Raw genomic sequence first — 20,180 nt, forward strand, 5'->3', positions numbered from 1 at the left:
AAATATTTATTACTGTTATTTTTTGCTTTTGCAATTTTTAAACGATTTACTACATATCTAATTTTTATTGGCATCAACTTCATTCTTTTATTCATCCTTACCATTTTAAAAAATGAAGAAACAACAAACATTATAACTCTTATAAACGCTTTGTTTATCATAATGATCATTCATTTAGGGCAAATAATACGAAACATTAAAGCAAACGAAAGACTGATTTTTACCCAAGATATTATAAACAACACAAACTCGATTATTATTGCCACAGACAACATGGGCAACGTGCTTTATTGTAATGATTCAATAACTAAAATATTAGGTTACAGTCCAGAAGAAGTTTTAGGAAAAGCTTTTTGGCAATTAACAGAAGACACTGAATTTGAATCGATTGACTATACAAATAAATTCAAACCAAATGCTGTTTATTTCAGAAAATTAAAGTGTAAAAACGGAGATTACAAATTCATACAGTGGACCGACTTTAAACAAAAAAATAGTACTTACGTTGCCACAGGACAAGATGTAACTTCTAAAATTAGTTTAGAAACCAAGTATGCTAATTTGATTCAAAATGCTAAAGACATCATTTATGAAAGTGATCGATATGGCAATATCATTTATGCTAATAAATTTTCAATTCAAACATTAGGGTATCGATTAGAAGAACTTTTAGGCAGACATTTTAGTGATTTTATAAGAGACGACTTTAAAAACACTGTGTCTAAATTTTACGTAGATTCCATCTCAGAAACAGATGAATTTGACATTTTAGAATTCCCTATAATTAAAAAAAATGGTGATGAAATTTGGGTCTCACAAAAAGTTACCATCAAAAGAGATGAAAACGATATAGTTTCTGGATTTTCTTGCATTATTAGAGATATTACTAATACCAAACTTATAGAACTAGAAGAGCACAAAAGAATTGAAGAAATTAGTAGATTAAATTCTATATCCAACAAACTATCTACATTAAATTTTTTAACATTTCAAAGCTTAGATGATTTAATTAGACACATATGTAAAGAAACCGCTATCGGATTACGAATCGATCGTGTGGCGCTTTGGGATTTCAATGAAGATCATATCGATTTGAAAAATATTTATGTTCATTGCGAAGACAAACATTATGCTGATTTAAAAATTTTAAAAAATGACATTAGTAACTATATTTCAAACATTGAATCTCAGCCTATAATTATTGCTTCAAATGTATATAAAGATGAATCTTTAGAGGAGTTTACAAAAGAATATTTCCCTAAATACGACATCAAATCGTTGTTAGATATTCCTATTTATATTGGAGGTGAGCTTAAAAACATTTTATGTATTGAAGCAACAAACGAACTGAGATATTGGACAAATGAAGACATCAATTTTTGCAAAACTGTTGCCGAAATTATAGCACTTGCAATTGAAACAACAAAAAGGAAAAATGCTGAAAATCAAATCATTTATAAAAATGAAATTTTAACTGCTATAGCAAACGTAACCAGTAATCTTTTAATTCACAAAGATAAAGACCAAATTTTTGACACTTCAATTGAACAAATAGGTAAAGTATTAAAAGTAGATCGCCTATATTATTTTGAAAATGATATCAAAACAAATTTAATAAGTCAACGCTTTGAATGGGTTTCTGAAACAGATTTAGCAGAAATTGATAATCCTGAATTACAAAATTTTCCACATGATCTTTTTTCAGATTTCATGGAAATTATTTTAACGAAAAAACCATATAATAGTTTAACAAAAAATATTCCTAAAGGGAATTTCAAAAAAATTCTTATCGAACAAAATATAATTTCTATTCTAATAATACCTCTTTTTGATAAAGATACATTTTTAGGGTTTATAGGATTTGATGATTGCAAAAATGAACGTATTTGGACAGATGAAGAAATCAGCATACTTCTAACATTATCGCACAATATCTCTTCAACTATCATAAGAATAAATAATGAAAAAGCAATAGCCGAAAGTGAGGAAAAATTTAGACTATTAGCTAATAACATTCCAGCTTCTGTTTTTTTAGTTAAATACGACGAAGCACGAACAAAAGTTTATTTAAATGACGAAATAGAAAAACTTACAGGCTATAATCGTGATGATTTTATGAGTAATAAAATTTCATTACTTGATCTTTATCATCCTGATGAAGAAGAAGAATTAAGAATTAAAATTGATGAAGCCTTACACAGCCGAAAACCTTACAAAGTAACCTGTCGTATTAGAAAAAAAGATGGATTATATGTTTGGGTAGAAGAATACGGAGAAGGTATTATTATTAACAACGAGGTAGCCTATATTGAAGGTGTATTAATTGACATTACCGAAAGAAAAATAGCTGAAGAAGCTGTAATTGCTAAAGAATTAGCCGAATCTTCTAACAAAGCCAAATCAGAATTTTTAGCCAATATGAGTCATGAAATCCGAACCCCATTAAACGGAATTATCGGATTTAGTAATTTGTTATTAGGTTCTGATTTAACCGAAATTCAAAAGCAACATTTAGAAACCGTTAATCAATCGGCTTCTACCTTATTAGATGTGGTAAATGATATTTTAGACATCTCTAAAATTGAAGCTGGAAAATTAATCATCGATAACGAAAAAACAAGTTTACATGCCATCATCAATCAATGTGTAGATATGATGAAATTTATGGCGCATCAGAAAAATTTGGAACTCATTGTAAATATCCACAAAGATGTACATTGTGCCATTTGGGTAGATGAAATTAGACTGAAACAAATTTTACAAAATTTACTTAATAACGCTATCAAATTTACTTTAAAAGGACATATCGAATTAGAAGTTTCGTCTGTAAATATTGGTAATAACTCATCAAAAATTAAATTTAGCGTTAAAGATACCGGCATTGGAATTAAAAAAGGAAACAAGAAAAAAATCCTTGAAGCTTTTACTCAAGAAGACAATTCTACAACTCGAAATTATGGTGGAACTGGACTTGGGTTAACCATTACAAACAGCCTTCTCAAATTAATGAATAGTAAATTAGAAATTGATAGTGAACCTAATGTTGGCTCTACTTTTAGTTTCGAATTAGAATTAAAATCAGAAATTTGTAACAATCATTTAAATATAAGTAAGCTCAACTTTAAAAAAGCTTTAATTATAGAGGACAATGAACTAGTGGCTTCAATAATTAAAAAGATGTTACAAAATTTTTCTATTGATGCCGATATTTACCAAAACAATTTAGAAACCATTCCTGATTTTGTTTCAGAAAACAAATACGATTTATTGCTTTTAGATTTAGAATATTTGTCTGAAGTAACAACCATTAAAATCATAAACAACCTTAATAATCTGCCAACTATTTCAATAATAGTGATGCAAAATTCCAATTCGAAATTTAATGAAACTGGAACCAATAAAAATGTTCAAAGTATCATAAAACCCATAAAACTTGATGCATTACAAAGTTACCTAAACCGAAATAATTCAGAAAAAATACAACCAATCCCAAATAGCAAGGAAGAAGTTTTACTTAATGCCATTAAAATTTTAATTGCTGATGACAACAAAATAAACATGCTCTTGACCAAAACATTAATATTGAACAAAGTTCCAAATTGCATCATTTACGAAGCAAAAAATGGCCAAGAAGCAGTTGATTTAGCACTAGAAAACAAACCCAATATTATTTTCATGGACATTCAAATGCCAATTATGAATGGCTATGAAGCGTCGACAGAAATAAGAAAAACAAATCCAAATACAATTATTATTGCCATTACTGCAGGAATCATTACAGGTGAAAAAGAAAAATGCTTAGAAGTAGGCATGGATGATTTTATAGTTAAACCTGTCGATAAAATTTTATTTGAAAACACTTTATTTAAATGGATAAATAGTCTTCCTAATTAATCCAATTAGTATCTTTGCTTTCTATTTGAAATTAATTCAGTTGCTATGAATCAAAATGTTAAAGGCTTTTCAAAATTATCTAAAGAAGAAAAAATAAATTGGATTACCAATACGTATTTCGTAAATCCAGAAGAAGCAAAAGAAAGCATTGTAAAATATTGGAATTCCGATGAAAATTTACAAAAATTACATGACGAATTCATTGAAAATACCTTAACCAACTTTTATCTTCCATATGGTGTAGCGCCAAACTTTATTATCAACGGAAAAAGTTACACAATTCCTATGGCTATCGAAGAAAGTTCGGTGGTAGCGGCTGCTTCAAAAGCTGCGAAATTTTGGGGAGAACGAGGTGGTTTTAAAGCTACTATTATCAATACAGAAAAAATTGGTCAAGTTCATTTTCTTTTTAATGGAAATAATGAAAAACTAACCTCTTTTTTCAATAAAATAAAACCAACATTTTTTGACGATACTCAAGAAATCACCAAAAACATGCAAAAGCGTGGTGGCGGAATTTTAGACATCGAGTTGAGAAATAAAACCAACGAAATTCCAAATTATTATCAATTACATGCTACTTTCAACACAAAAGACAGTATGGGTGCGAATTTCATCAATACATGTTTAGAACAATTTGCTAAAACATTAGAAAATCAAGCACAAGAATATACTGATTTTACATCGGATGAAAAAAACATTCAAATCGTAATGAGTATTCTGAGCAATTTTGTACCAAATTGTGTCGTTCGAGTTGAAGTTTCTTGTCCGATAGACCAACTTACAGAAGATAAAAACATCGATTCAGCCGAATTTGCTCAAAAATTTGCGACTGCAGTTCGAATTGCAGAAGTAGAACCTTACAGAGCTGTTACTCACAACAAAGGCATCATGAACGGAATCGACGCAGTAGTTTTAGCAACAGGAAACGACTTCAGAGCTGTTGAAGCTGGAATTCACGCTTATGCAAGTAAATCAGGACAATATTCGAGTTTATCGCATGTAAAAATTGAAAACGATATTTTCACTTTCTGGATGGAAATTCCGTTAGCATTAGGAACTGTAGGTGGTTTAACTTCGTTACATCCATTAGTGAAATTTTCAATGGAATTATTAGGAAAACCATCAGCTGAGGAGTTAATGAAAATTGTTGCCGCTGCTGGTTTAGCTCAAAACTTTGCTGCTTTACGTTCGCTTACTACAACAGGAATTCAACAAGGTCACATGAAAATGCACTTGATGAACATTTTAAACCAACACAAAGCTACCAAAGAAGAAAAACAACAAGTATTAGATTATTTTAAAAATACTACTGTTTCTCATAGTTTGGTTGTCGATTATTTGGAAAAAATTAGAAGTTAATGGAAACCCAAACTTTTTACAGTAACGGAAAATTACTCATTACAGGCGAATACGTTGTTTTAGATGGCGCTAAGGCATTGGCATTACCTACAAAGTTCGGACAAAATTTAGTAGTAAAACAAGGAACAAACAACCAAATTAAATGGACAAGCTTTGATTCCGACAAAAGTATTTGGTTTGAAGACATTATTTTGTTTGAAGAAGTAAAAACTAAAATCACAAACGAAAACAATTCCACTGTAAAAAACACTTTAATTGAAATTTTACATCAGGCCTTTGTTCAAAATCCAAAGTTTTTAGAAAAAGAAGGATACGAAATTGAAACACACTTGACTTTTCCTCGCCTTTGGGGATTAGGAACATCATCAACATTAATAAATAGTATTGGTGACTGGCTACAAATTGATGCATTTGAATTGTTACAAAAAAGTTTTGGAGGAAGTGGTTACGACATTGCTTGCGCGAAATCAAATTCACCTATAGTTTATCATTTAGAAAATGAAAAACCACATTTCAAGGCAATTCATTTTAACCCTTCATTCAAAGAAAACATTCATTTTGTGTATTTGAATCAGAAACAAAGCAGCAAAATGGCTATTGCAAATTACATGTCAAAACACCATCATGTAAATGCTGTGATTTCAAAAATCAACACCATTACTTACGATGCCATAGATTGTAAAGAAGGAAAAGAATTTGCCAAACAAATGGAGAAACATGAAATTATCATGAGTGATGTTCTAGAAATAGAAACCATTCAAGAAAAACTTTTTCCAGATTTTAAAGGTGTAATTAAAAGTTTAGGAGCTTGGGGAGGCGATTTTGTCATGGCGATTTCTAAAGAAAACCCAACAGCATATTTCAAAGGAAAAGGCTATTCAGTTGTACTTTCTTATGAAGAAATGATTTTATAAACTCATTTTACAAAGCAATATAAAACAAAAAACCCGAATATTGCTATTCGGGTTTTGTGGTACCTCCAGGGATCGAACCAGGGACACATGGATTTTCAGTCCATTGCTCTACCATCTGAGCTAAGGTACCATTACAATTTAGAGCATTACTGCTTGTTGATTGCGGGTGCAAATATAGAACGATTTTTATATTTTCCAAAACAAATAATAAAAAAAATCAATTTGTATATTTGCACTTCCAAAAACAAAACCATGCTTTTAACAATCGATGTTGGAAATTCAAGAATTAAAGTTGCTGTCTTTGAACACAATAAGCAACTTGACTTTTCTATTTTTGAATCTCATGAAGCTTTGAAAAATTTTGAAAATATTTTTGAAAAATATTCCAATCTTCAAAAAATCATCCTTTCTTCGGTAGGAAAATTAGAAAAAGAAGTGATAGATTACATTCAAAATCGATTCCCAACAGAAATTATTGACCATAAATCGAAATTTCCATTTACCAATCTATACACTACACCAGAAACCTTAGGGATTGACCGTATGGTTTTATCGGCTGGTGCTACCTTAATGTATCCAAATCAAAATAGATTAATTATTGATGCTGGCACCTGTATTACTTATGATTTTGTGAATGCTGAAAATCAATATTTAGGAGGCGCTATTTCACCAGGAATAAAAATTAGATACAAAAGTTTGAATGATTACACTTCAAAATTACCATTATTATCAACAAATGACGATTTTAAAATCATCGGAAATAGCACAAAAACCTCAATTCATAGTGGTGTAATCAATGGTGTAATCTTTGAAATTGAAGGGTTTATTTCACAATATTCTCTTAAAAATCAAGATTTAACAATAATTTTAACAGGAGGAGACGCAGAATTTTTGGCTAAAAGATTAAAAAGCACCATATTTGCCAATTCAAATTTCTTATTAGAAAGTTTGAACTTATTATCACTATACACACAAAAAAATGATTAAAAAACTTATAGTATTTGCTAGTATTTTTGTTTCAATAGCCTCTTGGGGACAAGACAATACCGCATCACCTTACTCTTACTATGGATTAGGAGAAGTGAAATTCCGAGGAACTCAAGACGCTAGAGCAATGGGAGGATTGTCAATTACTGGGGATAGTATTCAATTAGGATTAATGAATCCAGCCTCTTATTCAAAACTGAAATTAACCACTTTTGCTGTTGGAGGAACATCTTCTTTCACAAATTTCAGTACTGATTTAGAAAAAGAAAAAGCACAAAGAACAAGTTTTGATTATCTTGCTGTAGGTTTACCATTAGGGAAATTTGGAATGGCATTTGGGTTAATGCCCTACTCAGCAGTTGGATACAAGAACGAAAACACAACGGTAAGTTCTACTGAAACAAGCTATTCTAGAAAAGAAGGAAATGGATTTATCAATAAAGTATTTGTCGGAGGTTCTTATACATTCAATAAAAATCTAAGCGTTGGTTTAGATTTTGCTTACCATTTTGGTGACATTACGAATGATTTTAACAAAAGGATTTTGGCTCCAGATTTTACACAGTACACAACACGAGAAAGAAATATCACCGAATTGAATGGAGTCTCGTTTAATCTTGGACTACTTTACAACACTAAAATCAACACAAAAGTCACATTTCATTCGAGTTTAACTTACAGCCCAGAAACTAAATTAAGCACTAACAATTCTAGAAACATCGCTACTGTAATTTACTCAGCCTCAGGAGCAGAATTTTCAAACGATGATGAAGACATCGCGGTTCCTAACACAAATTTAATCATTCCAAGCAAATTAAGCTTAGGTTTTGGATTAGGTGAAAGTAAAAAATGGTTATTAGGAACTGAACTAACATTCACTCAAAACAAGAACTTAGTTAACAGATTTACAGAAACCATACCTGTTTCTTACGAAAACTCAACACGTGTTGCGCTTGGTGGTTATTACATCCCAAAATATGACTCTTTCTCTAATTATTTTGAAAGAATTGTTTACAGAGCTGGATTCAAATATGAAAATACTGGTTTAGTATTAAAAAATGAAAGCATCAATGATTATGGCATGAATTTTGGTTTAGGTTTACCACTAGGTTTCTCCAAAATTGATTTAGGTTTCGAATTTGGAAAAAGAGGAACTTCGTCAAACGGCTTAATTGAAGAAAATTATTTTAATGTAAGTGTTGGGCTAAATCTTGGCGCCAAGTGGTTTGAAAAAAGAAAAATTGATTAATAATTATTTACAAGCAGAAAAATGAAAACGAAATTAACTTTACTATTTATTGCTATAGCTGGTTTTTTTGTACAAGCTCAAAATACTGAAGCTTGCACCGAAACCTTGAGCTTAATGTCAACTTCAGTTAAAGCTAAAGATATAACAGCTTACGACTATTTAACAACTTTAAGAAAAGACTGCCCATCTTTCCACAAAAGCATTTATTCTTTTGGAGAATTGGCTGTTAAGTTGAAAATTGAAAAAGCAACAACGCCTCAAGATAAAGAAAAATACGTTCGTGATTTATTAAAATTATATGACGAGCATGATCAACATTTTCCAAACAATGGTGCTGGAAATAAAATGAAAAAAGGTTTAGCATTGTTTGAAAATAAAATTGGAACTAATGAAGAAGTCTATCAATTACTAGATGATGCATTCAAAACTGATTATGCAAATTTCAAATATGCAAAAGCAATGTATGTTTACTTTGAAATTTTAGTAAACAATCACAAAGCTAATAAAGGAGTTGAATTACAACAAGTATTTGATAAATATGATGATATTTCTAAAAAACTTGATGAAGAAGAAAAAGAATTATCTGAAGAAAACGATGGTTTCTTAACAAGAGAAGAAGCTGGACAGGTTTTATCAGACAAAGAAAAAACAAGAAAAGCTAGAATTGAAAATAGTTTAGAGATTTTTGGAAATGTTAGAAACGACATGGATAATATCGTTTTAGAATTATCTACTTGCGAAAAACTTATTCCATTCTATCAAAAAGGTTTTGAGTTAAATAAAACTAATGAAGAATGGTTAAAAAGAGCTGCTAGTCGTTTAGATGCTAAAGGATGTGATTCTGACCCTATATTCTCGAAAATATCCGAAGCTCTTTACAAATTAAATCCAAGTGCTGACGCAGCATATCAATTAGGTGTAGTAGAAATTCAAAGAAAAAATACTACTAAAGCTTTAGATTATTTCAACCAAGCTGCTAACTTATATACTGACAACACTAAGAAAGCTAATGTGTATTACAGAATTGCAGTAATGTATAGCAAATCGAACAAAGTACAATCTCGTACTTATGCAAGAAAAGCATTAGCTGTAAAACCATCATTTGGTAAAGCGTATTTATTAATTGCGCAATTATACGGAAGTAGCATCAATGATTGTGGAAATGACCAATTTGAAAAAAGAGCTATGTACTGGTTAGCAGCACAATATTGTGACAAAGCTGGCGCAGTTGATTCATCAATCAAAGCAACAGCAAATAAAACAGCTGCAAGTTATAGAGCTGCAGCTCCATCAAAAACAGAGATTTTCCAATCTGGAAAACAAGGTCAAAGAATTGCTTTTAACTGTTGGGTTGGAGAAAGCATTGTAGTTCCTAGTTTATAAAATGAAGCTATTCATAAAAAATAATATTTTAAACATGGTCACGATATTTATCGTGACTATGTTTTTTTCATGTGAAAGTGACATCAAAAAGGTGCAACAACTTAGTGAAACCAGTTTTATTCCTACTGGAGAAGCCGACAGGATAAATTTAAAATACACCGATTCAGGCAAAATAAAATCGATTTTAAAAAGCCCGAAAATGTTAGACTATAGCAACATTACCAATCCTTTTACAGAATTCCCAAAAGGCATTCACGTTACATTAATAGACAATAAAGGTAACACTACTACTGTTGTTGCCAATTATGCCATTTCATACAAAAAAACAGATATTATTGATTTACAGGGCAATGTTACCATAAGCTCACAAAATGGAAAAAAATTAGAAACTTCTCAATTATATTTTGACCAAAAAAACGAATGGTTCTTTACCGAAAAACACTTTAAATATACCGACGAGGGTGGCGGATATTTAGAAGGACCTGGAGTAGATTTCAGTAAAGACTTCAAAATTTTTAACATGCAACAAAGTAGTGGTGAAGTAAACACTTCTGATAAATAATTGTTTTGCATTTCACTTTTTATTACATTTGATAAAATTATTTTACTATGACTTATTTAAAACTCATCCAATATATTTATTTAATTTTTGCCGTTTTCTTTCTATACGATGCTTTTAGAAAATATCAAGAAGGAAAAGAATTAAGTGACATAGGCTTAAGTCTTATTATTGCTGGCGTTTCGATAGGAATGTTTTTCTTTAGAAGACATTTTCACAACAAATACCAAAAAAAGTAGATCTTAAATGGAGATAGCCATTATTGTAATTTGTTTACTGCTTTCGGCTTTCTTTTCTGGAATGGAAATCGCTTATGTTTCTTCTAACAAAGTGTATTTATCTATTGAGAAAAGACAACAAAACTTTAATGCTTCTATCCTTAATAAACTTACCGAGAAACCTTCACAATTTATAACTTCAATGCTCGTTGGAAACAATGTAGTATTAGTAGTTTATGGTATATATTCTGGTGATTTAATCATAAATTGGCTAAAAGACTATTTCTTACTTACAGCATTTTTTGGATTATTACTTCAAACGTTAATTTCAACCGCAATCATCTTATTAACAGCAGAATTTCTTCCGAAAGTTTTCTTTCAGATTTACGCGAATTCCTTTATTAAATTTTTTGCAGTTCCTAGCTATTTCTTCTATCAATTATTCTTTTGGCCTACAAAGTTTATCATTTGGATTTCAGATATTATTTTAAGAACGTTCTTTAAAACTCCAGGTGACCAAGTCCAAGAATATTTCAGTAAAGTAGAATTAGGCAACTACATTACGGAACAAATGAACAATGTTTCGCATGATAATGAAATTGATTCCGAAATTCAAATCTTTCAAAATGCATTAGAATTTTCCGACTTAAAAGCAAGAGATATCATGACGCCAAGAACCGAAATTAGCGGTGTTGATATTTTAGATTCAATTTCAGAATTGAAAGATTTATTTGTAAAAACAGGTTATTCTAAACTGCTTATTTATCAAAATTCTATTGATGATATTTTAGGTTATGTACATTCTTTCGAATTGTTCAAAAAACCAAAAACCATTAAAAGTGTCATGATTCCTGTGGAATATATTCCAGAAACGATTTACATTAAAGATGCTTTAGATTTACTAACCAAAAAAAGAAAAAGTATCGCAGTTGTTTTAGATGAATATGGTGGAACATCTGGAATTATAACTGTGGAAGATATTATTGAACAACTTTTTGGAGAAATTGAAGACGAACACGATTTAGACGAAGAGTTAATAGACGAAATCATAGAAGAAAACACGTATTTGTTCTCTGCCCGACTAGAAGTTGAATTCTTAAATGAAAAATACAACTTACAAATTCCAGAATCTGATTCATACACTACTTTAGGTGGTTATATCGTAAATCACACGAAGGAAATTCCAACAAATGAAGAAAAAATCATCATAGAAAATTTCGAAATTATCATCCATTCGGCAAGTAATAAAAAAATCGAATTGGTTCGTTTTTCCATAAAAGAAGAAAAAAGATAAAAATCTTTAAAAAATTGAAGTAAAATATGACTTTACTATTTTATTATTAAATAGATAATTGTATTTTCGCCCTCTGAAAAAAATTAAACACAAATAAAAATGGCAGTTTTATCTAAAATTAGACAACGTTCATTCTTCCTAATTATTATCATTGCTTTAGCATTGTTTTCATTTGTATTAGCAGATGTTATTCAAAGCGGCACATTTAGCTCAGGAGCTAACGATGTAGGTTCGGTTAATGGAACAGACATTGAAGCACAACAATTTATGCAAAATGTTGCTATGATTGAAAAACAAGGGCAAGGCACTAGCACAACTCAAGCTATGAATAACGCTTGGGAACAAGAAGTTAGAAGAATTATCCTTACAGAAGAGTTTGACAAATTAGGTTTAAAAATCGGTAGCGAACAATTAATCAACGTTATCAAACAAAATCCTAACTTAGCTCAAAATCCTCAATTTTTGAATGCTGCTGGTCAGTTTGACGAAAACAAATTCAAAGAATCTTTAAAAGGAATCAAAAATGCTCCAGACCAAACTCAATGGTTACAATGGAAAGAATTTGAAAAAAATATTGAAAGATATGCTGTTGAGCAAATGTACAACACTATGATTAAATCTGGTGTTTACACTACTAAAGCTGAAGGTAAATTCCAATACAAATTAGAAAACGATAAAGCAGATTTCGATTATGTAACGGTTGCTTTTTCAACTGTAAACGATGATCAAGTTAAGGTTACTGATGCTGAGATTATTGATTTCATGAAAAAATCACCTAAAAAATACAAATCAGATAATACAACTAGTATTGACTTTGTATTAGTAGAAAACAAACCATCAAAAGAAGACGAGCAAGCTATGTTATCTTCAATTGGTGAAGTTAGAGCTAAATTTGATTCAGTTGCAAATATTGGAGAATTTGTTAATGCAAACTCTGACATTAAATTTGATTCAACTTATTTAGCTAAAAAAGATTTACCTCTTGATTACCAAGAAGCATTATTCAACTTACCTGTTGGTGGAATTTACGGACCATATGTTTTCAATGGTCACCAATGTATTTCTAAAATGATTGCTAAAAAAGGGAATGCAAGCGCAAAAGCAAGTCACATTTTATTAGCTTATAAAGGAGCACCTCAATCAACTGCAACTAGAACTAAAGAAGAAGCTCAAGCTTTAGCAAATGACTTATTAGCACAAGCAAAAGCTAATCCAGGAAATTTTGCTATGTTAGCAATGACAAATTCTGACGACCCAGGTTCTAAAAATAATGGTGGTGAGTACGACAACATTACTCCAGGACAAATGGTTCCTCAATTTAATGATTATGTATTTAATAACGCTATTGGTTCAATTGGTGTTGTTGAAACAGATTTTGGTTTCCACGTAATTAAAGTAGTAGATAAATACAATGCTGTTTTAATGGGAACTGTTGCTCAAAAAGTTCAACCTTCTGAAGCTACAATTGATGCTATTTACACAAAGGCAAGTCAATTAGAAGCTGATGCTAATGAAAATTCGGATTTTGCAGCTTTAGCTAAAAAAGCAGGATTAGAAGTAATTCCAGCTACTAACTTAAAAGGATTTGACGAATACGTTCAAGGTGTAGGTTCTCAAAGAGAAATCATCAGATGGTCATTCAATAAAGATACCGAAGTTGGTGATGTTAGACGTTTCGAAGTTCCTCAAGGTTTTGTTATTGCAAAATTAAAAGATAGAAACGAAAGTGGTTTATTACCTATTGATATTGCAAAACAACAAGTAGAACCAATCATTAGAAATCAGAAAAAAGCTGAAATCATTAAGAAAAAAATGAGTGGTTCTTCATTAGAAGCAGTTGCTAAAGCATCTGGCGCTTCTATTCAACCTGCTACTGGTGTTTCTTTAAAAATGCCTGTTCTTCCAAATATTGGTAACGAACCTAAAGTTGTTGGTAAAGCATTTGGTTTAGCTGCTGGTAAAACTTCTGAAATTATTGAAGGAAATTCAGGTATGTTTATGGTAAGAGCTAAAGCTGTAACTAAAGCTCCTGAAGTTCCAAGTTACGCTACTTACATTACACAAGACAGATCGCAAAATCAATCATATGCTCTTTCTATGGCTTATAAATCTTTAAAAGACAAAGCAGAAATTAAAGATAATAGAGCTAATTTCTAATATCGATTGATTAAAAATAAAAAAAGAGGCTGATTTTCATCAGCCTCTTTTTTTATTTCATTTGTTTGATAGCGTAGGTTACAATTCCCCAAATTATCAACTCATTTTCTTCTCCAATTTTTATAGGTTGGTATTGCAAATTTTCAGGCATTAAATAAACTTCGTCATTATCTTTCTTAATTCTTTTTACGGTAAACTCGCCATCTATAAGGCAAACTGCTATGGCATTGTTTCGAGGTTCTAAACTTCTATCGATTACCAAAATATCTCCATCATCAATTCCTGCTCCTATCATAGAATTTCCACTAGCTTTGGCATAAAATGTGGCTTCTCTATTTTTGACTAATAGATGATCTAAACTTAATTTTAACTCCTCAAAATCAGCTGCAGGCGATGGAAAACCTGCTTTTATTCCGCCCGAAATAAAAGATGTGGGAATAGGATTTTCTAAATCGGGAATAAAGAATGTTATTTTAGGATTTACTTGCATTGCACTTCTAGTAGTTCGTTAAAATTAGTTGTATATCGTTTCGACAAGTGATTTTGTTTCATTTTCCAAGTGCGTTTCAAATCTTGCGTCGCTAATCGAATTTTACGTTCTCCTACTTTCTCATGATAAGCATCCATGACTTCCATTAGTTTTTGAAACTTTGGATTTTCATCATCAAATAAATGAAACTGTTTTTGGTTGGCTGGAATAATTTCGGTTACAATTACTCCTGCTTTTTTATAAATAGCGCCTTCTTCATATAATTCTTTCAACATTTTTATAGCCAAACCACTAATTGAAAAAGCGGTATTACTCGGAAAAGGCAACGTTTGTAAACGATAAAAACTATATTTTGCCCCATCTGCTTTGAATCTATCTTTGCTCAAATATAAAATTACACCATAACAACACGAATTTTGCTTTCGCAACTTTTCGGAACAAACACTAGCAAAAGTTACAACACGTTCTTTGAGTTCGTTGAAGTCAGATATGTCTTTTTCAAAACTACGTGTAACGGCAATATTTTTCTTAACTTTTGGTTCTTCCATCTCCAATACGGATTTACCTTCTAATTCGTATTTTAAGCGCATTCCTACTACTCCCATTTCTTTTCGAATAAACCATTCGTTGTGAGGTAAAGTAAAGTCGTACGCGGTTAAAATCCCTTTAGCTTGCATTTTCTTTGTTAATCGGAAACCTATTCCCCAAACATCGCCAATTTTAGTCCATTTTAAAGCTTTGATTCGTTTCTCATCGGTATCAATTATATAAACCCCTTGTGTTCTTTCGTGAAATTTCTTCGCGATGTGATTTGCTATTTTAGACAATGCTTTGGTAGACGCAAAACCAATTCCCGTAGGAATACTCAACCACTTTATAATACGTTGACGAATTTGCAAACCATACTCGTGATAATCGGGTATATCTTGACCTAAAAAATTCAAAAAAGCTTCATCTATACTATAGACCTCAACATTTGGAGTAAAATGTTCTAACGTTTTCATAACACGATGACTCAAATCGCCATACAATGCATAATTAGAAGAGAAAACTTGAATATTGTGCTGTTTGATTACATCTCGAACTTTAAATTCGGGTGCACCCATAGAAATTCCAAGCGCTTTAGCCTCATTACTACGCGAAATAACACAACCATCATTATTAGACAAAACCACGACAGGCTTACCATTCAAATGAGGTTGAAAAACACGTTCACACGAAACGTAAAAGTTATTACAATCGACTAAAGCATACATCTTGTAAAGTTACTTCAACTTTTACAAAAAGAAAATGAGTCAATTGTTAATGTTAATAAATTATCGTTTTAACGAAAAGTGTGCTTTAAAAATTTGTTTTGCAGTTCCGTTCTGAGGCAAGTACTCTACTGTAAACCAATAATCAGTAGAAGGTAATGCTTCACCATTGTAAATCCCATCCCAACCTGAACTCGCAGGTGACATTTGTTTTAAGAATTTTCCGTAACGATCAAAAATATTAATCACTGCATCTGGCTGATGACTCAAATCCCAAATATTCCAATTATCATTAACTCCATCTCCATTTGGTGTGAAATAATTTGGATAATTGATGATGTAAATTGGACCTATAGTTGTTGGATTACATCCTCCTAAAATATCGTAAATATTTATATAATATTCCCCCGTAGGTAAATTAGTAAACACATTACTCGATTGATATTCGGTTACACTTCCATCCGGATAAACCAATTGATAAAGATACTCTCCAAATCCACCCGTTAAATTTACAGTAATAAACGTGTTGTTTTCAAATGGAGTACTCACCGTAAAATCAGCAACAGCTGGACCCGATTGTACAATAGTTACGGTAGTTGTGTTATAGTTGCAATTGGCTCCCACATCTGGTGTAAGTTTGATAAATTCAACCGTATAAACACCTGCTTGTGAAGCTTCATAGCTAGGGCCAGTTCCCATTAATGTTCCATTCAAATACCAATTCACGATAAAAAATGCAGGATTCAAACCTGAATTCATGGTAAACGTTCTTAATACATCACCCGTTTGAGAATCTACACAAATAATTCCACCTTGAATCGTTATGTCTAAAAGAGGATGAACTGTAAATGTAAACGAAATTTCGTCATTACAATTTGGGTTCCCAATAGCTGAAGCATACACATAATAAGTATACGTTCCAGGAGTCGAAATATTCAAATTCGTAATTAGATCTGCTGAATTACCTCCCGATTGCGAATAATAACCAATATTATACGTTGTTGTTGGTAATGTTGGCAATACGTAGGTTCCGCATTCTTCGTTATCAAAAACCAATCCTAAAGTGGCTAAATTTGGCGTTTCGGAAACGATGATATCAAAACTATCTTCTTCTGTACAAGTAGTTCTAACATCGGCATTCACCGCATAAACATAGATAGTTGTTGTTGTATTTGGCGTATTGAAAATGGTTCCAGGAGGTACAGGATTTACTCCATTAGGATCATAAAAATATCCAATGGTATAATTAAAAGGTGTTGGTGCTACATGTGTTAAGGCTGGTAATTGATAATTTTCAAATTCACACACATTTACGTTTGGATAATCCGGTAAATTAATTCCATTATAAGTAATTGTAAAAGGACGATTAATTTCGCAACCTGTAGTAGTCTCAATATTATACAAATAGAAAGTTTGGGTAGTATCAAAAACTTGTGTAGAAGAAACAATAGTTCCTCCTCCACTTGGTCCACCAGGCGCAGTATAAATTGTTCCGTTAACTGGTACTGAAATAGTGTAAGGATTACATTCTGTTCTACCAATAACATTATCAGCAGGCGGAAACGGATTCAAAGAAATAGTAAAACTTGATTCATTTTGACAGTTATTAGCATCTAATCCGTTGTAAATATAATAAGTTCCAGGCGCTAGGTTTAATCCTGTCAAATCAATTATTTCGCCAGCATTTAATTGTTGTTGGCCAATTACTGTTGGACCTCCAGATAAAGTATAGTAAGTACCATTCGTTAAAATAGGTAAAACAAATTCACCACAATAAACATCACTTATAATTGTATCTACAGGCGGTAACGGATGAATTGTGATGTTATAATTCAAGTTAGAAGTACAATTAGGTAACGTTGTTGTATTCGTAAAATAATATACGACTTGTGAAGACGTGATGTTCAAATCTGTAATTGGAGCTCCTCCACCATTAGGCGCTGTAAAATATCCTCCGAATGGAACCGCTGGCAACGTGTAAGCACCACAACCTGAAACAGCAGTAAAAACAGAAGTATCTACCAAGTCAATCAAAAATGGATTATCTAAAGAACAGCTTCCTGGTGCACCTGAACTCGTTGTATGAGCTAACTGATTGTAAACGTAATACGTGCCTGGAAAATTAGGCCCAGCTACACTTATTACATCACCCGCAAACAAAGGAGTTCCTGAGCCATTTGGTCCAGAAAAATAATTTCCATTTACTAATGCTGGTAAAATATAGTTATCACAACTTACAACATCTGCAGGATCATCTGCTAATGGCAAAGGATGCACGTAGAAAACAAATTGGTCATCTCTACACAATACACCATTTACTTCTGCATAATAATATAAAGTCTCTGTAAAAGTTGCGGCTGTTGCATTTAAATATTCGGTTCCTGCTGAAACAATAACTCCAGTTCCTAAAGGGCCTCCTGGTTGAGTGTAAAAATTTCCAATATTTGCCGGTGGTGTTGGCACGATAAATCTACCACAATGGTCTAACTGTGGAACATATTCGTCAATTAAAGTCAAATTAAAACTTTCTTCATTTGTACAACCATTTGCATCGGGACCAGCAAAAATATAATACGTTCCACCATCTACTAAAATATCTCCAATATTAAATTGTACTTGCCCAGGTGTGGTAGGTCCGCCTGGCAACAGATAATACGTTCCATTCACAATAACTGGTAATGTAAATTGACTACATTCAATTGGATCTGGAATATCATCAACAACTGGTAACGGATTAACAGTAATCGTTAAAGACGTAACATCAAAACAAATTGGATTAGAATTGTCTTGAATTCGGATTCCAACAGTAACCGTAGTGGTTCCGTTTGGAATTGTAATAGAAGTTATAGGATTTGTTCCTGAAGAAGCTTCTACAAGAGAATTATGATAAGTAACCGTATAATTTGCTGGCGATTGACCATTCAAAACTTCATTAGTCGTACTATTAGTAAAAGCATAAGTAGTATTTCCCTGACCTTCACAAACCGAAACTGGATTAGGAGGTGTTGCAACGACGGCATTCGTAACAATCAAATCGAAAGGATACTCAGCATCGCAAAAATTACCTGTTAAGGTATTGAATATTTTGATATAAATAGTCTGACCACCAGCACTTGGGTAAGAAGTTAAATTTCCATTTGGAATTGGATTGTTTGCTACAATATCAGCAGGCGTTTCATAATAAAAAACATCGTAAGTAGCCGAATCTATTCCTAAAGCTAATTCATCATTAGTTGTTAAATTGAAATTATAAGAAGCGGCACCCGTATTACAAGTTAATAAATTGGAAGGATTTGTAACTGCTAAATCGGTAAACACAATAGTATCTGTAATCGTACATGTTCCTCTTACTGCTTCAACTGTATAAGTTCCAGCATTCGTAACTGTGTAAGAAGAATTGGTTTCCACTGGAATTGGAAATCCATTTTCATACCAAGTATAAGTAAATGTATTATCTAAATTAGTATTTAGTTGAACCGTATCACCTGTACAAATAATTTGATCTGGACCCAAATCTAAAGTCGTAGTAAAACTTCCTGCAGCAATAAAAACAGCCGAATCAAAACCTGAATTAGCATAATCTCCAATTACTAATCGTATTCTATAAGGTGTATTTGGGATTACTGCCGAAGAAGCATTCATAATCACTGTTTGCCCTCTCATATTTAATGCTGAAGTTGGATTTCCAACATTATATGTTCCGAAAAAACCAGGATTAATCGATGCACAATTATTATTTGGACTTGAAGGATCGTTATAAATACTATTTCTAATTGTAGTTACCGATACCGGAGTACTTGTCCCAGGAATGACCGCTAAGTTATTTGAAATTCCAGAAGATAAATCGGTTAGTACAAAAGCAAAAACATCACTGAACTCACATTGATAAAAACCATATTCGTTTGAAGCAAACAAGAAATTAAAACTAAAACTATTCGAAAGCGGAATAAAATCAAACTCTAAATATTCTGCGTTTACAATAGGACTGGTTCCTCCGTTAGCATTACTTAAATTTTGCAAAAAAGCATCACCAGGAGCATTAACCACGCTGCTCAAATTAGCTCCCGTATAAGGTCCTTGCGTAAAAGTAGCCACTCCATTTCTGATAATTATCCCTTCAGAAATTGGAAAAGACGAACCATTTTGATTAAAATAAGCAACCGCTTGAGTCGATGAAACCGAAATATTAGAAACCTCAACACATGAATTTCCTAATAACAAATCGACTAACTGTGCTGGCGAATTTGTAGTGTTATCTACTGTTATTGCTTGTGAAAACAAACAACTCGAATATAGAAAGGCGAATATAAAAAGTAAGTTTTTCAAGATTTATATGGGAGTATTAAAATCATTGATATAAATATAATTAAAAAAGGATAAAACAAATTGTTTTAAATCAAAAAAAGTTTGAACATTATTA

13 protein-coding genes and 1 tRNA gene are annotated in these 20,180 nt (G+C 31.8%); 10 read left to right on the forward strand and 4 right to left on the reverse strand.

From position 1 onward, the window contains the following. The first annotated feature begins 162 nt into the window (after nucleotides 1-162). The 3 genes from B2741_RS12315 to B2741_RS12325 are packed head-to-tail and all read left to right on the forward strand — an operon-like array spanning nucleotide 163 to nucleotide 6,170. On the forward strand, nucleotides 163-3,894 hold the full coding sequence (locus B2741_RS12315) for a PAS domain S-box protein (protein ID WP_291139386.1): 3,732 nt from the start codon (nucleotides 163-165) through the stop codon (nucleotides 3,892-3,894). Between the two features lie 45 nt (nucleotides 3,895-3,939). Next, entirely contained in the window at nucleotides 3,940-5,256 is a 1,317-nt protein-coding gene (locus tag B2741_RS12320; protein WP_291139389.1) for a hydroxymethylglutaryl-CoA reductase, degradative, read from the forward strand. After that, complete coding sequence (locus B2741_RS12325; RefSeq protein ID WP_291139392.1) at nucleotides 5,256-6,170, forward strand: GYDIA family GHMP kinase; 915 nt, start codon at nucleotides 5,256-5,258, stop codon at nucleotides 6,168-6,170. The genes B2741_RS12320 and B2741_RS12325 overlap by 1 nt, the downstream gene beginning before the upstream one ends. A 57-nt stretch (nucleotides 6,171-6,227) precedes the next feature. Here the strand turns inward: B2741_RS12325 and B2741_RS12330 are convergent. Beyond that, nucleotides 6,228-6,300 (reverse strand) — tRNA-Phe (locus tag B2741_RS12330). Nucleotides 6,301-6,422: 122 nt separating this feature from the next. Between B2741_RS12330 and B2741_RS12335 the strand changes: the two genes are divergently transcribed. The 7 genes from B2741_RS12335 (at nucleotide 6,423) to B2741_RS12365 (ending at nucleotide 14,017) form a co-directional block, all read left to right on the forward strand. Then, nucleotides 6,423-7,157, forward strand: coding sequence for a type III pantothenate kinase (locus B2741_RS12335; protein ID WP_291139394.1), 735 nt, complete (start codon nucleotides 6,423-6,425; stop codon nucleotides 7,155-7,157). Next, complete coding sequence (locus tag B2741_RS12340; RefSeq protein ID WP_291139397.1) at nucleotides 7,150-8,406, forward strand: hypothetical protein; 1,257 nt, start codon at nucleotides 7,150-7,152, stop codon at nucleotides 8,404-8,406. Before B2741_RS12335 ends, B2741_RS12340 begins: the two co-directional genes overlap by 8 nt. 21 nt (nucleotides 8,407-8,427) lie before the next feature. Beyond that, a complete protein-coding gene (locus B2741_RS12345) occupies nucleotides 8,428-9,789 on the forward strand; it encodes a tetratricopeptide repeat protein (RefSeq protein ID WP_291139400.1) in 1,362 nt (453 codons plus the stop codon). A gap of 34 nt (nucleotides 9,790-9,823) precedes the next feature. Next, complete coding sequence (lptC, locus tag B2741_RS12350) at nucleotides 9,824-10,351, forward strand: LPS export ABC transporter periplasmic protein LptC (protein ID WP_291139403.1); 528 nt, start codon at nucleotides 9,824-9,826, stop codon at nucleotides 10,349-10,351. Between the two features lie 47 nt (nucleotides 10,352-10,398). After that, on the forward strand, nucleotides 10,399-10,587 hold the full coding sequence (locus B2741_RS12355) for a hypothetical protein (protein ID WP_291139405.1): 189 nt from the start codon (nucleotides 10,399-10,401) through the stop codon (nucleotides 10,585-10,587). Nucleotides 10,588-10,594: 7 nt separating this feature from the next. Then, nucleotides 10,595-11,860, forward strand: coding sequence for a hemolysin family protein (locus tag B2741_RS12360; protein WP_291139408.1), 1,266 nt, complete (start codon nucleotides 10,595-10,597; stop codon nucleotides 11,858-11,860). A gap of 99 nt (nucleotides 11,861-11,959) precedes the next feature. After that, nucleotides 11,960-14,017: a peptidylprolyl isomerase gene (locus tag B2741_RS12365; protein WP_291139410.1), complete on the forward strand. Its 2,058-nt coding sequence runs from the start codon at nucleotides 11,960-11,962 to the stop codon at nucleotides 14,015-14,017. A gap of 52 nt (nucleotides 14,018-14,069) precedes the next feature. Here B2741_RS12365 and B2741_RS12370 read toward each other — a convergent pair whose 3' ends face one another. The 3 genes from B2741_RS12370 to B2741_RS12380 are packed head-to-tail and all read right to left on the reverse strand — an operon-like array spanning nucleotide 14,070 to nucleotide 20,086. Beyond that, nucleotides 14,070-14,507: a LexA family protein gene (locus B2741_RS12370; protein WP_291139413.1), complete on the reverse strand. Its 438-nt coding sequence runs from the start codon at nucleotides 14,505-14,507 to the stop codon at nucleotides 14,070-14,072. Next, nucleotides 14,498-15,763 (reverse strand): Y-family DNA polymerase, encoded by a 1,266-nt coding sequence (locus B2741_RS12375; RefSeq protein WP_291139416.1) that lies wholly within the window; start codon nucleotides 15,761-15,763, stop codon nucleotides 14,498-14,500. The genes B2741_RS12370 and B2741_RS12375 overlap by 10 nt, the downstream gene beginning before the upstream one ends. Before the next feature lie 60 nt (nucleotides 15,764-15,823). Continuing rightward, on the reverse strand, nucleotides 15,824-20,086 hold the full coding sequence (locus tag B2741_RS12380; protein WP_291139419.1) for a T9SS type B sorting domain-containing protein: 4,263 nt from the start codon (nucleotides 20,084-20,086) through the stop codon (nucleotides 15,824-15,826). Nucleotides 20,087-20,180 lie beyond the last annotated feature (94 nt).

Source organism: Flavobacterium sp. UBA7663, from assembly GCF_002483315.1.
Classification (GTDB): domain Bacteria; phylum Bacteroidota; class Bacteroidia; order Flavobacteriales; family Flavobacteriaceae; genus Flavobacterium.

What these genes read in the sequence shown, in the direction of transcription:
- B2741_RS12315 (WP_291139386.1), top strand. Translation starts at nt 163, where the DNA reads ATGATCATTCATTTAGGGCAAATAATACGAAACATTAAAGCAAACGAA.
- B2741_RS12320 (WP_291139389.1), top strand. Translation starts at nt 3,940, where the DNA reads ATGAATCAAAATGTTAAAGGCTTTTCAAAATTATCTAAAGAAGAAAAA.
- B2741_RS12325 (WP_291139392.1), top strand. Translation starts at nt 5,256, where the DNA reads ATGGAAACCCAAACTTTTTACAGTAACGGAAAATTACTCATTACAGGC.
- B2741_RS12335 (WP_291139394.1), top strand. Translation starts at nt 6,423, where the DNA reads ATGCTTTTAACAATCGATGTTGGAAATTCAAGAATTAAAGTTGCTGTC.
- B2741_RS12340 (WP_291139397.1), top strand. Translation starts at nt 7,150, where the DNA reads ATGATTAAAAAACTTATAGTATTTGCTAGTATTTTTGTTTCAATAGCC.
- B2741_RS12345 (WP_291139400.1), top strand. Translation starts at nt 8,428, where the DNA reads ATGAAAACGAAATTAACTTTACTATTTATTGCTATAGCTGGTTTTTTT.
- lptC (WP_291139403.1), top strand. Translation starts at nt 9,824, where the DNA reads ATGGTCACGATATTTATCGTGACTATGTTTTTTTCATGTGAAAGTGAC.
- B2741_RS12355 (WP_291139405.1), top strand. Translation starts at nt 10,399, where the DNA reads ATGACTTATTTAAAACTCATCCAATATATTTATTTAATTTTTGCCGTT.
- B2741_RS12360 (WP_291139408.1), top strand. Translation starts at nt 10,595, where the DNA reads ATGGAGATAGCCATTATTGTAATTTGTTTACTGCTTTCGGCTTTCTTT.
- B2741_RS12365 (WP_291139410.1), top strand. Translation starts at nt 11,960, where the DNA reads ATGGCAGTTTTATCTAAAATTAGACAACGTTCATTCTTCCTAATTATT.
- B2741_RS12370 (WP_291139413.1), bottom strand. Translation starts at nt 14,507, where the DNA reads ATGCAAGTAAATCCTAAAATAACATTCTTTATTCCCGATTTAGAAAAT.
- B2741_RS12375 (WP_291139416.1), bottom strand. Translation starts at nt 15,763, where the DNA reads ATGTATGCTTTAGTCGATTGTAATAACTTTTACGTTTCGTGTGAACGT.